Genomic DNA, 12,569 nt, shown 5'->3' with positions numbered 1-12,569 from the left:
TGGAGAAAAGTTTAGGTGACAACAAAAAACCGCGCCCCAATAGGACGCGGTTACAAATCAAACTGTAGCAGAGCGTCTTAGCGACGGATGCCCAGACGCTTGATCAGGTCCTGATAGCGCGCTTCGTCTTTGCCTTTGGTGTAGTCCAAAAGCTTACGACGCTGAGCAACCATTTTCAAAAGACCACGACGACCGTGGTTGTCTTTTTTGTGGGTTTTGAAGTGCTCGGTCAGGGTATTGATGCGGGATGTCAGTATCGCAACCTGGACTTCCGGAGAACCGGTGTCACCTTCTTTGGTTGCGAATTCTTTCATCAGGCGTGTTTTTTCTTCAACAGTGATCGACATCGGGGTCTCCTATTCAAAAGGGTTTCGGGCACAAGCCGGGATGTCGTCCAGCAAGGTCCATAGAGATGTCCTTCAAGAGATTCCCTTGAAGGATGGGCGTACATAGTCTCAAACGCCCTAAAAGAAAAGGGAGAAAAGCCGCTACGTAGCCCGCTGCGGTACAAGCGCAATGTCCTGCGGGGACAGGCCAATGGCACCATGCACAACGGCCACTTCAACGCCGTTCACAAAAACGCGGGATGTGTCTGTTTCAGACTCATCCGCCAAAACGGTGATTTCTGGTGTTGGCTCAGTATCGTCAAAGATTAGTGCAAGCTGATCTTGGTCGTTGTCGAAATCCATGACTGTCAGACTATCACCGTCGGTTTCACCGATTTGGAAGCTATCAGCACCGCTGCCACCTGACAGAATGTCGCCGGCGCCGCCGATCAAAGTGTCGGCACCTTCGCCGCCGTTGAGGTAATCAATGTCTTGGGCAATGTCATCGGGGGTGAGGCCGTAAAGCAGATCTGCCCCGGTGCCACCAAACAACGTGTCAAAACCGATGCCGCCATCAAGCGTGTCGTTGTCATGCCCGCCGTGCAAAGCATCTTCGCCGCGTCCGCCAAGCAAAGTGTCGTTGCCCATACCACCGTGCAAAGAGTCATTTTGCCCACCGCCATCCAAGAGGTCATCCCCGAGGTGGCCAAAAAGCGTGTCTGCCTCTGTGCCGCCGGAGAGTGTGTCGTGACCATCTTCGCCATGCAGAAAATCAGCTCCCGCTCCGCCAAAAAGGGCATCCTGTCCTGCGGCACCAAAGAGATAATCTTCGCCGGCTCCGCCAAAGATGGTGTCGTCACCCGCGTAGCCATTGATCTGATCATTGCCGACGCCTCCGGCAATCACCTCAGACCTGTCTGACCCTGCGAGAATATCATCATCAGCTGTTCCCGTAAGTATATCCAGACCGGACGGTGCATCGGTGTCGGAGGGTTCTGAAAGAGGGGCGTCTTGCGGCGTGTCGTCGTCGCCCTCTTCGGGGCTTGTGTCGCCCAAAACGAAGGCGGCAGCGCCCGCCATAATACTAAAGATACTTGCAAATAGGAGCAATTCTAACTCCCCCAATCAACTGGGCATCCTGCCCGAAAAACCTACCAACCACGCGATCTATTAGGCCACACAACCACTTCTGCGTAAATTGATCCTTGCGGCTGTGGTTAATAGCCAAGGGGACTAAGGGCGCATTATTGTCAAGAAAGGTGCCAAATCTCAGGCTGTTGAGCATACGCAATATAGAGCGGATGGCGTGGGTGGCCCGCTTTGGTCAAGCCCAGACAATGGATGACCTCACCCGTGTCGCGCAAAACATCGCGCATTTGAAAGCCGCGATCGAGATGATCGCCATGCGCACCCCACGCTGCGATGATGGTGTCTGCCCAAAGGCAGCTTTCGGCAACCACTGCATCGTTGTCTGCTCCGGTAGGCGCTGTGTCTCGGCGCATCTTTTTCGGGTCGGTTTCACGCAAGGCAAAAATATTCACGGCGCGAAAGCCGCCATATCCCAGAGCTCGGGCGCGGCGTTCACAGCGCTCAATCGTTGGGTCGTTCTGTTGCTCCGTCGCTTTGGAGGGATTGAGCATAATGAACAGAATACGAGGCTTGGCAGTGTCCCATATACGGGTCAGTGCATAGCGATACGTTTCGCACTCTGAGTAGATTGCGGAGGAGGCGGCATCGTCTTTTTGATGGTGGCGCGTGATCATGGACGCGTTTGTGCCAGAGTCAGTCAGCTTTCACAAACACGCGGCTGGGGTGCAGCTCACCTGCTTTAAAAACACCGACGGCGACGGCTTCGCCCTCAAAGCTGGCCCAGCATTCTTCGCCGTATTCAATGTCGTGTGCCAGAACCATGCCTGGGTTTCCGTTGCGCAGGCGCGCGGTGCCTTCGGCGGTGGCTTTGACTTCGGGCAGATCGATCAGGCCTTGCTCTAACGGGCGCAGGTGTTGGTCGATTTCGGGTTGTTTGGCAAGGTCGCTGATTTGCTCGATGGTGAGCCCGTCAGAAGCATCAAAAGGACCCGACCATACACGGCGCAATTCGCGGACATGTCCATGACAGCCAAGTGCGGCGCCGAGATCACGCGCGATAGAGCGCACATAGCCACCTTTGCCGCAGGTCATTTCCAGAGTGACATGATCGTCGTCTTCGCGGTCAGTCATCAGCAGTTCTTCGACCCAAAGTGGGCGTGCTGCTATTTCCACATCTTCGCCGTCGCGGGCCAGCTTGTAGGCACGTTGACCGTCGATTTTTACAGCCGAGAATTTTGGCGGCACCTGCATGATATCGCCTACGAACTGGCCTAGCGCTGCTTTGATTTCGTCATCTGTCGGACGCAGGTCAGACTGTTCAATCACCTCGCCTTCGGCGTCATCGGTGTTGGTCGCTTGGCCCAAACGCACAGTGAAAGTGTAGGCTTTCAGCGCGTCAGTGATGTAAGGCACGGTCTTGGTGGCTTCGCCAAGAGCCACAGCCAGAACGCCGGTGGCATCAGGATCAAGCGTGCCTGCGTGGCCCGCTTTTTTTGCGTCAAAGGCCCAACGCACTTTGTTGACCACAGAGGTGGAGGTCATACCAGCGGGTTTGTCGACGACAAGCCAGCCAGAAATGTCACGTCCCTTGCGTTTGCGTCCCATGCCTTTGACCTCATGCTTTCAGGTGAAGGCGGCGAGGTATCGGATTGCCGCAAGCCTGTCAATTTAGCCGGCGTGAAAAAGCGACTTAAAATGCAATGGGCCGCTCTGGAATTGTTCAGCGGCGGCCCATTCCTATTCGTTTGTTTTGGGGATCAGTCCCCGTCAGCGATACCATCGGCGCGCAGGCGTGCGCGACGGGCCCGGTAGCTCGGCAATACAACAAGAATTGCCGCAATCAGCAGAAGGCCCAAGGTCATCGGGCGTTCCCAGATAAAGGCAATGCCATCATAGAGCTGCATTGAGCGTGCGAAGTTGTCCTCCAGCATGCCACCCAAGATGAAGCCGATGAGCAAGGGGGCAAGCGGATAGTCGGCAAACCGAAGAGCGGTGGCGCAGACCCCGAACCCGACCAGCAGCAGAAGCTCAGTGGCGTTGTTCTGGCCGATGTAGGCTCCCATCAAAGTGAAGAATAAGATGAATGGGATCAGATAATTGCGCGGCACCGACAACACTTTGGCGATGTAGGGGATCAAAGGCAGGTTCAGGATCAACAACACAAGGTTGCCGATGAACATTGACATGATCACCGCCCAGAACACCTGTGGCTCGTCAATCATCAGACGCGGTCCCGGTGTGACGTTGAGCGCAATCAGTGCACCCAACAGGATGGCGGTGGTGCCAGAGCCAGGGATACCCAACGTCAGAAGCGGTACAAAGGATCCAGTACAGGCCGCGTTGTTGGCGGTTTCTGGTGCTGCGAGGCCTTTGATGGAGCCTTTGCCAAATTGTTCTTGTTCTGCTTTGGGGGCGATATTGCGCTCTACTGCGTAGCCAAGGAAGCTGGCGATGGTGGCACCTGCGCCCGGAAGAACACCGATAAAGAAGCCTTGTAACGATTGGCGGCCGATCACCGGTGCAATGGCTTTCGCCTCACTGCGGGTGATGCGCAGGTCTTTGATTTCGCCTTCACCGCCTTGGCTGTTGGTGCGCGGTTTTAGCACAAGAAACAGCGCCTCAGGCAAGGCAAACATCGCCATTGCAAGGGTGATAAAACCAAAGCCAGATTGCAGATCCATGATGCCCATAGTGAACCGTGGCATGTTGAACAGCGCACCTTCACCAACGGTGGCCATCATCAGGCCAAGCACGGTCATCATCATTGCTTTGGCGACTTGGCCGGTTCCGGCAAACGCGGCAATGGCCGATAGGCCGACGACCATCAGTGCGAAGTATTCAGCCGAGTGGAACAGCAACGCCACAGACGACAGCATCGGCGCGAATATCATCAGTAGGAGTGCGCCAACGGTGCCGCCTGCAAAGCTTGCGATGGCAGCAATGGTCAACGCTTTGCCAGCTTTGCCTTGTTTGGCCATTGGATAACCATCAAAGCTTGAGGCAACCGTGCCTGCGACCCCTGGCGCGTTTAGTAGAATGGAGGAGGTGGAACCGCCAAAGATCGCGCCATAGTACACGCCTGCGAGCAAGATGAGTGCAGCAGAGGGGTCGCCCATGGAAATCGCGACGGGGATCATAATGGCGATGATCGACATGGGACCGAGGCCCGGCAGCATGCCGATGAAAGTGCCGATCAGACAGCCGCCGATCACCATCAAAAGGTTTTGGAATGAGAAGGCCGTTTGCAGGCCGATCATGAGTCCTTCGAGCATGTCAGCCTCCTAAAAAGCCCGGGAGCGGGCGTAGGTAGATGCCAAGCACCTGTTGAACAAGGTACCAGACGATCAGCGTGGCAATGACGGAGATCGGCACCATGATGTGCCACTTGCGTTCGCCCAAAATGAACGAACCCAACATTAGAAATCCGGTGGTGGACAGCAGGAAACCTGCGGGGCGCAGCAATAGCGCGTAGGCTACCATCAGGCCGAGCAGTAACAGAGCCTGTCCAAGCTTGTATTCGTGCAAACGCCGGTAATCTATGTCGCCGATTTTTGCGTCGCCTTTTTCAAACCCGAGCAGAATAACCGCCGATGCGGCGATACCCAAAAGCGAAAGCACTTTGGGGAAGGTGCTGGGCCATATGGGGTTGCGTTTCATAAACGGCGCCAATCCGCCATCCATAGTGAACCAGGCGGCATACCCGTAGGTCAGACAGATGCCCAGCAGGACCAAGGCGATCCAACGATCAAGAGCCATTCAGCTCTCCTCCCTCTCAAAAAGCAGGCAGAGCGGGGGTGCCGCTCTGCCTTGTCATGGGGTTTCGGATTATAGGAAGCCGAGTTTTTTCATCAAATCACCGATGACTTTTTCCTGCCCTTCCAAGAAGGTTTGAAAGTCGTCACCGTTGTTGTGGATGTTGACCCAGCCGTTGCGCGCACGGACGTCTTCCCATTCGGGCGTGTCATACATCTTTGTCAGCGCTTCTTGATACATGCCAAGTTTGTCCTCGGACAGGCCCGGTGCGGCGAAGAACCCACGCCAGTTCACAAAAGATGTGTCGATGCCCTGTTCTTTCATGGTCATGGCATCTGGTGCGGCGGAGACACGATCATCCGCAGTCACGCCAATGATCTTGACCTCACCGGCATTGGCCAGATCCACGGCTTCAGAAAAGCCGGTTGAAAGCGCAGCAATTTCGCCGGACAGCAACGCGGCCATGGCTTTGCCACCTGCGTCATAAGGGATGTATTTTACACCCAAGGCATCTTTGCCAGCCGCTTCCATCACCATAGCGGCCACAAGGTGGTCCATGCCGCCCGGCACAGAACCGCCGCCGATGGCGGTTGCGGATGGATCAGCGTCGTACGCCGCCATCAGATCATCCATGGAGTTGATCGCGCTGTCTTTGCCCACAACAATGGCGGCATAGTCGCCGATGGTGCCTGCGACGAGTGTGAGATCACGGAAATTGTGTGGAAACACACCAGTCAGAGACCGGATCACGATGGGGGTCGAGTTGACCATCAAAGTGCCTTGGTTGCTGTCGGCGTTTTCGATTAAGTAGCCGATGGCCTTGCCGCCGCCGCCGCCAGACATGTTCTCGTAAGACGCGTTGCCCACGATGCCAGCTTTGGTCAGGGCCTCGCCTGTGCCACGTGCGGTGCCATCCCATCCGCCACCGGCGCCGCCGGGGATCAAGAAGTGGATGCTGTCCAGGGTTTTGTGCCCGTCCGCCAGAGCAGGACTCGCAAAGGCCATTGCGGCCACAGCGGTCGCCATCAGGGCGCGGCGGCCCAGTGTGAATGTCGTCATGATTTCCTCCCAATTTGACAACTGAACGAAAGCTGGCTCAGTTGGGGCGCAGTCAAACACTGTAACCTGTCACAAACCTGTCATGCCGACAGAAAGGCGATCTGGGCCTATGAAATTCCTTTTGGTCGAAGACAACTTAGAGCTTGCAAACGCGGTGAGTGCCCGTTTGCAAATGGATGGTCATGTTGTTGATCATGCTGACAGAATTGCGGATGCATCTGCTTTTGTGGACACTGGGGATTACGATCTTATTCTCCTCGATATTATGTTGCCAGATGGAGATGGGCGGACGTTTTTGAAGCAGCACCGAGCAGGCAAAAACGACACACCGGTGATCGTGTTAACCGCCCGATCTCAGGTCAGTGACAGAATCAGTATGCTGGATTTGGGAGCGGACGACTACGTCACCAAACCTTTTGACCATGAAGAGCTTCAGGCGCGGTGCCGTGCTGTTTTGCGCCGCAATGCGGGGAATGCGCAGCCAGATATTCGGTTGGGCGATGTGACCCTTGATCCCGTGGCGGGGCAACTGAAAATTGGCACCCAAGTTGTGACACTGCGAAACCGAGAACTGCGTCTTCTGGAATTGTTGATCAACGCACCGGGGCAGATTTTTTCCAAAGCGAAGCTGGCGGACCGGCTGTTTTCGTATGATGAGGATGCCTCCGAAAACGCGATTGAAGTCTATATCGGACGTTTGAGACGTCATTTGGAGACATCCACTCTGCGCATTACAACTCTGCGCGGTTTGGGGTATCGGCTGGATCATGGGTGACGCGGCCAATGTTGCTGGCTCGTTACGAGCGCGGCTGGCTCTCACTTTGATCGGGGGCGCCGCTGGATTGGCGGTTTTGTTGTTTTTTGTGGTGCGCAGTTATGCGGCCCAAATAGCGCAACAAGGGCAGGACAGCATCCTTCAAGCCTCGGTGACGTCGATTTTGGATGCTGCGATTTTACGGGACGGTGTTCTGGAGGTGGATTTTCCTTATGCGGCGTTTTCCATCCTGAGCACAGATCAAGATGACCGGGTGTTTTACGCAATCCATCAGGACGAGCGTCTGCTGTCCGGATACGAAGCTTTGCCGAAGATCGATCCCAAATTGGGCAACGGTGTGTCGCATGCTTCAACCACCATCAATGGCACATCGGTGCGCTCTGCAGCTGCCGCGCGCACTTTGGTTGGCGCAGATGCTCGGACGCGGGTCACGGTAACAGTGGCTCAGACTCAAGAAGCGCTTGCGGTTACGCTGAACCGAATTTCGCGCAACGTGGCGCTATTTGGGACTGGGTTTTTCTTTCTATCAGTGCTTGTGGCGTCGTGGGCGACCTCGACCACCATCCGGCCACTGGAACGTTTGACAGATTCCATCACCCGGCGCGGTCCCAAAGATCTCAGCCCGGTGTCTCAGCCTGTGCCCTTGGAAATGGGGCGTATGGTCACCTCACTGAACAGCCTAATGGGGCGACTGGATACTTCGCTCAAACAGTCAGAGGACTTCATCGCCGAAGCGGCACATCGGGTGCGCACGCCTTTGGCCACGGTGCGGAGCTATGCGGAAACTACCTTGCAACGGGTTGAGCGGGAAGAAAACCGCCAAGCTTTGCGTGCAATGGTGCGGGCGATTGATGAAAGCTCGCGTGCGGCGGGGCAGTTGTTGGACCATGCGATGATCACGTTTCGCGCGGATCATTTGGAACGGGAGGAGCTTGATCTGGTCGTGCTTGTACAGGATTTGGTGACACGTCTGACGCCAATTGCGGAAATGAAGGACATTGCTTTGACTGTGGTGAGCCCGCCCAACGTAGCGGTTTCGGGTGATCCGATTTTGTTGCAGAACGCGCTGCGCAATCTGGTGGACAACGCGCTCAAATACTCTCCGGTGGAGAGCGAAATCGTCATAGAGGTCAGATCTGAGCCAGGGCCATGTGTGATTGTGCAAGATGAAGGCCCAGGATTTCCGCCGGATCAGATGACCACGTTAGCAGCACGATTTTCGCGAGGTGATAATGCGAAGGGCATAATTGGTTCGGGATTGGGGCTGACCATCGCTCAGGATGTGGCACATGCGCATGGTGGAACATTGGTGTTGAACAATCGAGAGAAGGGGGGCGCATGCGTTACGTTTTCTGTGTGATGTTGTGGGCTTGGCCGATCTTGGCCTTGGCGCAAGAATGGGAAGATGAACGTTTGTTTGAGGGGGTGCATGCAGCGCGCACGCTGCGCGTGTTATCCAGCACTGACACCTCCTTTTTCGAGCCGGTCATCGACGCGTTTGTTCGTCAAAACCCAGACGTTTCCGTGGCTTACTATGTAAATGGTACTGCCCGCATCAATGAGATTTTCCGAGAAGCTCCAGAAGCTTTTGACGTTGTGATTTCCAGTGCGATGGATTTGCAGCTCAAGCTCGTAAATGATGGGATGGCGCAACGGGTGTCAAACATGTCACAGCCTGATTGGGCGCAGTGGCGAGAGAGCTTGTTCGCTTTCACAACAGAGCCCGCGACCATCGTGATGAACCGGACGGCTTTTCCCGATGGCGATATGCCGGGAACACGACAGGAACTGATCCAAGCGTTGCGTGCGCGGCCTGACGTGTTTCGCGGTCGCGTGGGCACGTATGATGTGCGCCAGTCTGGGCTGGGGTACTTGTTTGCGACACAGGACGCGCGGGCATCAGAAACCTATTGGCGTTTGATGGAAATAATGGGCGGCCTTGATGCGCAACTGTATTGCTGCTCCGGTGACATGATTGACGACCTTGTCACAGGTGATTTGCTTGTGGCCTACAACGTGCTCGGCAGCTATGCTGCTGCGCGTGTTGATGTCGCACAAGTGCTTGAAATCGTGTCGCCTTCAGATTTTCCCACCACGATGATGCGCACGGCTTTTGTCAGCGCGGACACCAATGTTCAAAAGGATGCCGAAGCGTTTGTGCGCCATCTGCTCGCTGTGCAGACCGGGCCGGGGGATCCGGATGTGTTCCCGCTGCCATCTTTGCAAGGCAGCGCTGATGCGGCGGGGCAGCCGGTGATATCGCTAGAGCCTGCTTTGATGACGTATCTAGATCCGTTAAAACGACGCACCTTTATCAAAGAGTGGAGCAGCGCGGTCATTCAATGACGCTCAGTTGTGATCGATCACACCTACGATTGGCCCCATCCAAAAGCCTGCGTCTGAACGTTCGAGTTGCGGCGCATGGAGGCGGCTGACTTTTCCGTCAAAATACAGGGCATTTGGGGTGTTTAGGACATCACGGAAAAAGCTGCCGAACTGGTGAAATGTCACTGGCCCTTTGGATATCACGAAATGTGCTTTTTCCCCATTGGCGGTTGTGCCTACGCCGTTGCGTAAAAATTTCGATGTGCTGTTTGGCAGAAAACGGGGATGCAACTGGCCATCGATGACCAGCATTGGACCAGATTGGCTGGCATCTCGGCACTGAGGAGACTTGGAGGCAAAGTCCAGCGTCTCGTAGACCTGCGCGGTGGTGTTGGTGATGCAGAAGACGCCGTTTGGCAAGAGGCCAAAGTTGCCACTGCTTGCGCCGGTCAGAAGGCGGGTTTCTTCGATGTTTTTTTCAACATAGTGGCCCACGGGACGGCGATCGGCATGGTACATGCCGGCGTTCATCGCAAAGCTGAGGGTTTCTCCTGCGCTCAAGCTGCGCTCAAGATCGCGGAATTGGCCCAAAACAGTGCCGTCACCGGAACGCAAGAACAGCCGAAGATCTTCGGTGGTGGCATCCACGGTGCAGACAGTGAAGCTGCGTCCGTCGTGTGATTGATCCTGACATTCCACAGCGCTTGCTATCGTTGGGAGTGTTAGGGCCAGAAAACAAAGCGCGACGCGGATCACGGGTTTAGGTGTCCTCTGCGTTTGTGTCGTCAGATTTGGTGACGTCTGCTTGGACGCGTTCATCAGACAGCATACGGCGGGTGGCATCCATTTGATCGAACGTTGTGTCGATGCGAAAGCGCAGGTCTGGTGCGTGTTTCAATTGGGCTTTGCGCCCAACAATACGGCGCAACTCCCATTTGTGCCGAGCCAACAGTGTGATCGCCTCTTCTTTTTTGTCACCACCCAGTGGCAGCACAAATACAGTGGCAATGCTGAGATCCGGGGTGACACGCACTTCGCCGACCGTAATCGACAGACGTGTAAGATCCGGATCATGCAGTTCATCGCGCATGAGGACTTCGGATAGGGTACGCCGGATCAGTTCGCCTACACGTAACTGACGCTGGGAAGGGCCGCGGCCCTCGGAGGAGGAGTTCTTTGCCATGTGTTCCACTTAGGCTTTCTGACAGGCTTTGCCAAGCTGGATTGCTTTCTGTAAGCAGGGTCAAACGTCTGAACTTTGGCGACACGATTGGAGAGACCATCATGCAAGATCTGCCCGGAATCGTTATTACAGGGGCTTCTGGCCGCATGGGCCAGATGTTGATCAAGACGGTGTGTGAGAGCGATAAGGCGCGTTTGGTTGGCGTGGTCGAGCGTAGCGGACACGATTGGGTTGGCCGTGATATCGGCGAAGCTATGGGCCAAGGTGCGTTGGGCGTGACCGTGACGGATGAGCCACTTGAGGCGTTCGCCAAGGCGCAAGCGGTAATCGATTTCACAGCTCCCGCAGCCACAATTCAATTTGCGAAGCTGGCAGCACAAGCGCGTGCGGTGCATGTAATCGGCACCACAGGTATGACCGAAGAGGACATTGCACAGCTTGAGCCCTGTGCACGTCATGCCGTCATTGTGCGGGCCGGCAACATGAGCCTCGGCGTGAATTTGTTGACCAAATTGACGGAGAAAGTGGCCGCCGCGTTGGACGAGGATTTCGACATAGAGATCATTGAGGCCCATCACCATCACAAGGTGGACGCGCCAAGCGGCACGGCGCTCATGCTGGGGGAAGCTGCAGCACTGGGGCGCGGTGTAAATCTATCTGATGTTGAAGATCGTGGTCGCGACGGAATCACCGGCGCGCGCGGACGAGGGGACATCGGATTCACCGCCATCCGAGGCGGAGACATTGTTGGTGAGCATGATGTGTTGTTTGCGGCAGCAGGTGAACGAATTGTGCTACGCCATCTAGCGACGGATCGTGCGATTTTTGCGCGTGGCGCGCTCAAAGCCGCGCTTTGGGGGCAGGGACAGAAGCCAGGCGAGTACGACATGATGGATGTGCTTGGTCTCTGATACATCAAAAACTCTGTGAGTCGATTTGGTCTGCGTCGCTTGGTTTTGTAGCTTGTGCGCGTTACCTTGAGCCCTGAGGTGCCAAAAGGCGCATTTTTTGTTGGCAGCTGCAGATCCTTATGTTCTTATGCCGCCAGTCAAGAACTTAAATGATCATTTAAAAAATGACTCACAGGGAGACTCTGATGACCAAGATGTTGAAAACGGGCCTATCCGCATTGGCGGTGACTGCTGTCGCGATGTCCGCACACGCGGCCGAATTGGGCGCGACGGACGAACCAATCAAGCTTGCGCTGAACGAGTGGACTGGCCAGCATGTCACCACACATGTTGCTGGCGAAATGCTCAAAGCTGCCGGTTATGAAGTGGAATATGTCACCGCTGGCATGATGAACCAGTTCCAAGCGATTGCAGATGGGGACATCCACGCGACGCTTGAGATCTGGTCCTCCAATGTGTCCGATCAATATGCCGTGCTGAAAGACGAAGGTAAGCTGGAAGAGCTTGCAGACTTGGGTCTGAACGCACGTGAAGGCATTGCCTACCCAGCGCATGTCGAAGAGCTTTGCCCGGGCTTGCCTGCTTGGGAAGCGCTTCAAGAATGCGCAATGAACTTTGCGACTGCAGAGACACTGCCGATGGGCCGTCTGGTGGATTACCCAGCGGATTGGGGCACGCCGGGGGCCGACCGGATGACAGGTCTTGAGTTGCCTTTCAAAGCGGTGCCTGCCGGGTCTGAAGGTGCGTTGATCGCAGAGCTTCGCGCGTCCACAGAGAAGAAGTCGCCACTGCTGATCACCTTCTGGCAGCCACACTGGGCGATGTCTGCATATGACGTGAAATTCGTGGATCTGCCTGCGGGTGAAGAGGCCTGTTTCACAGACCCAGCATGGGGGCCAAACCCCAATGCCATCAACGATTGCGATTTTGCCGCAAGCCGTATTTTCAAAGCGGGTTGGCCAGGTTTGGAAGAAAAATGGCCAGCAGCCCATGAAATTCTCGTAAACTATCAACTGGCTGTGGAAGACCAGCAACCCATGATGGGCGCTGTGGATGTAGACGGTCAAAAAGTCGAGGACGTTGTATCGGCTTGGATGAGCGCCAACGAAGCCACCTGGAAGTCGGTTGTCGACGCCGCCATTAAGTAA

Annotated in this window: 14 protein-coding genes; 5 read left to right on the top strand and 9 right to left on the bottom strand. The window is 55.5% G+C overall.

Features of this window, described 5'->3' with window-relative positions; all coding sequences use genetic code 11:
* Nucleotides 1–77: 77 nt before the first annotated feature.
* The 7 genes from rpsO to ABWV47_RS09080 all read right to left on the bottom strand — a co-directional run bounded on the left by rpsO (nucleotide 78) and on the right by ABWV47_RS09080 (nucleotide 6,227).
* Nucleotides 78–347: a 30S ribosomal protein S15 gene (rpsO, locus tag ABWV47_RS09110; RefSeq protein ID WP_353310946.1), complete on the bottom strand. Its 270-nt coding sequence runs from the start codon at nucleotides 345–347 to the stop codon at nucleotides 78–80.
* A gap of 141 nt (nucleotides 348–488) precedes the next feature.
* Complete coding sequence (locus ABWV47_RS09105; RefSeq protein ID WP_353310944.1) at nucleotides 489–1,406, bottom strand: calcium-binding protein; 918 nt, start codon at nucleotides 1,404–1,406, stop codon at nucleotides 489–491.
* A gap of 170 nt (nucleotides 1,407–1,576) precedes the next feature.
* The gene (locus tag ABWV47_RS09100) at nucleotides 1,577–2,089 is read right to left on the bottom strand and encodes a DUF1643 domain-containing protein (RefSeq protein ID WP_353310942.1); all 513 of its coding nucleotides are present in this window, start codon (nucleotides 2,087–2,089) and stop codon (nucleotides 1,577–1,579) included.
* 19 nt (nucleotides 2,090–2,108) lie between these two features.
* Nucleotides 2,109–3,020 carry a tRNA pseudouridine(55) synthase TruB gene (gene truB / locus ABWV47_RS09095; protein WP_353310940.1) on the bottom strand — a complete coding sequence of 304 codons (912 nt, stop codon included), beginning with the start codon at nucleotides 3,018–3,020 and terminating at the stop codon, nucleotides 2,109–2,111.
* 152 nt (nucleotides 3,021–3,172) lie between these two features.
* Nucleotides 3,173–4,687, bottom strand: a complete 1,515-nt coding sequence (locus ABWV47_RS09090; RefSeq protein WP_353310938.1) for a tripartite tricarboxylate transporter permease — start codon at nucleotides 4,685–4,687, stop codon at nucleotides 3,173–3,175.
* Between the two features lies 1 nt (nucleotide 4,688).
* Nucleotides 4,689–5,171: a tripartite tricarboxylate transporter TctB family protein gene (locus ABWV47_RS09085; protein WP_353310936.1), complete on the bottom strand. Its 483-nt coding sequence runs from the start codon at nucleotides 5,169–5,171 to the stop codon at nucleotides 4,689–4,691.
* A 69-nt stretch (nucleotides 5,172–5,240) separates the two neighbouring features.
* A complete protein-coding gene (locus ABWV47_RS09080) occupies nucleotides 5,241–6,227 on the bottom strand; it encodes a tripartite tricarboxylate transporter substrate binding protein (RefSeq protein ID WP_353310934.1) in 987 nt (328 codons plus the stop codon).
* Nucleotides 6,228–6,336: 109 nt separating this feature from the next.
* Here ABWV47_RS09080 and ABWV47_RS09075 point away from each other — a divergent pair, with 109 nt between their 5' ends.
* The 3 genes from ABWV47_RS09075 to ABWV47_RS09065 are packed head-to-tail and all read left to right on the top strand — an operon-like array spanning nucleotide 6,337 to nucleotide 9,348.
* The gene (locus ABWV47_RS09075) at nucleotides 6,337–7,002 is read left to right on the top strand and encodes a response regulator transcription factor (RefSeq protein ID WP_353310932.1); all 666 of its coding nucleotides are present in this window, start codon (nucleotides 6,337–6,339) and stop codon (nucleotides 7,000–7,002) included.
* Nucleotides 6,995–8,362 (top strand): sensor histidine kinase, encoded by a 1,368-nt coding sequence (locus tag ABWV47_RS09070; protein ID WP_353310930.1) that lies wholly within the window; start codon nucleotides 6,995–6,997, stop codon nucleotides 8,360–8,362. The genes ABWV47_RS09075 and ABWV47_RS09070 overlap by 8 nt, the downstream gene beginning before the upstream one ends.
* Nucleotides 8,341–9,348, top strand: a complete 1,008-nt coding sequence (locus ABWV47_RS09065) for an ABC transporter substrate-binding protein (RefSeq protein ID WP_353310928.1) — start codon at nucleotides 8,341–8,343, stop codon at nucleotides 9,346–9,348. Before ABWV47_RS09070 ends, ABWV47_RS09065 begins: the two co-directional genes overlap by 22 nt.
* A gap of 3 nt (nucleotides 9,349–9,351) precedes the next feature.
* Here ABWV47_RS09065 and ABWV47_RS09060 read toward each other — a convergent pair whose 3' ends face one another.
* Both ABWV47_RS09060 and rbfA read right to left on the bottom strand, forming a co-directional pair.
* Nucleotides 9,352–10,080 carry a phosphodiester glycosidase family protein gene (locus tag ABWV47_RS09060; protein ID WP_353312064.1) on the bottom strand — a complete coding sequence of 243 codons (729 nt, stop codon included), beginning with the start codon at nucleotides 10,078–10,080 and terminating at the stop codon, nucleotides 9,352–9,354.
* Between the two features lie 7 nt (nucleotides 10,081–10,087).
* Nucleotides 10,088–10,510 (bottom strand): 30S ribosome-binding factor RbfA, encoded by a 423-nt coding sequence (gene rbfA / locus ABWV47_RS09055; RefSeq protein WP_353310926.1) that lies wholly within the window; start codon nucleotides 10,508–10,510, stop codon nucleotides 10,088–10,090.
* Nucleotides 10,511–10,611: 101 nt separating this feature from the next.
* Here rbfA and dapB point away from each other — a divergent pair, with 101 nt between their 5' ends.
* A complete protein-coding gene (gene dapB / locus ABWV47_RS09050) occupies nucleotides 10,612–11,421 on the top strand; it encodes a 4-hydroxy-tetrahydrodipicolinate reductase (RefSeq protein ID WP_353310925.1) in 810 nt (269 codons plus the stop codon).
* Between the two features lie 194 nt (nucleotides 11,422–11,615).
* Nucleotides 11,616–12,569: an ABC transporter substrate-binding protein gene (locus ABWV47_RS09045; protein ID WP_353312062.1), complete on the top strand. Its 954-nt coding sequence runs from the start codon at nucleotides 11,616–11,618 to the stop codon at nucleotides 12,567–12,569.

Source organism: Shimia sp. NS0008-38b (assembly GCF_040370365.1).
Classification (GTDB): domain Bacteria; phylum Pseudomonadota; class Alphaproteobacteria; order Rhodobacterales; family Rhodobacteraceae; genus Shimia.
Note: the sequence above shows the minus strand (reverse complement) of the source record. Positions and strands in the feature narration are given on the sequence as shown.

What these genes read in the sequence shown, in the direction of transcription:
- ABWV47_RS09080 (WP_353310934.1), bottom strand. Translation starts at nt 6,227, where the DNA reads ATGACGACATTCACACTGGGCCGCCGCGCCCTGATGGCGACCGCTGTG.
- dapB (WP_353310925.1), top strand. Translation starts at nt 10,612, where the DNA reads ATGCAAGATCTGCCCGGAATCGTTATTACAGGGGCTTCTGGCCGCATG.
- ABWV47_RS09075 (WP_353310932.1), top strand. Translation starts at nt 6,337, where the DNA reads ATGAAATTCCTTTTGGTCGAAGACAACTTAGAGCTTGCAAACGCGGTG.
- ABWV47_RS09100 (WP_353310942.1), bottom strand. Translation starts at nt 2,089, where the DNA reads ATGATCACGCGCCACCATCAAAAAGACGATGCCGCCTCCTCCGCAATC.
- truB (WP_353310940.1), bottom strand. Translation starts at nt 3,020, where the DNA reads ATGGGACGCAAACGCAAGGGACGTGACATTTCTGGCTGGCTTGTCGTC.
- rpsO (WP_353310946.1), bottom strand. Translation starts at nt 347, where the DNA reads ATGTCGATCACTGTTGAAGAAAAAACACGCCTGATGAAAGAATTCGCA.
- ABWV47_RS09045 (WP_353312062.1), top strand. Translation starts at nt 11,616, where the DNA reads ATGTTGAAAACGGGCCTATCCGCATTGGCGGTGACTGCTGTCGCGATG.
- ABWV47_RS09065 (WP_353310928.1), top strand. Translation starts at nt 8,341, where the DNA reads ATGCGTTACGTTTTCTGTGTGATGTTGTGGGCTTGGCCGATCTTGGCC.
- ABWV47_RS09105 (WP_353310944.1), bottom strand. Translation starts at nt 1,406, where the DNA reads ATGGCGGGCGCTGCCGCCTTCGTTTTGGGCGACACAAGCCCCGAAGAG.
- rbfA (WP_353310926.1), bottom strand. Translation starts at nt 10,510, where the DNA reads ATGGCAAAGAACTCCTCCTCCGAGGGCCGCGGCCCTTCCCAGCGTCAG.
- ABWV47_RS09085 (WP_353310936.1), bottom strand. Translation starts at nt 5,171, where the DNA reads ATGGCTCTTGATCGTTGGATCGCCTTGGTCCTGCTGGGCATCTGTCTG.
- ABWV47_RS09090 (WP_353310938.1), bottom strand. Translation starts at nt 4,687, where the DNA reads ATGCTCGAAGGACTCATGATCGGCCTGCAAACGGCCTTCTCATTCCAA.
- ABWV47_RS09070 (WP_353310930.1), top strand. Translation starts at nt 6,995, where the DNA reads ATGGGTGACGCGGCCAATGTTGCTGGCTCGTTACGAGCGCGGCTGGCT.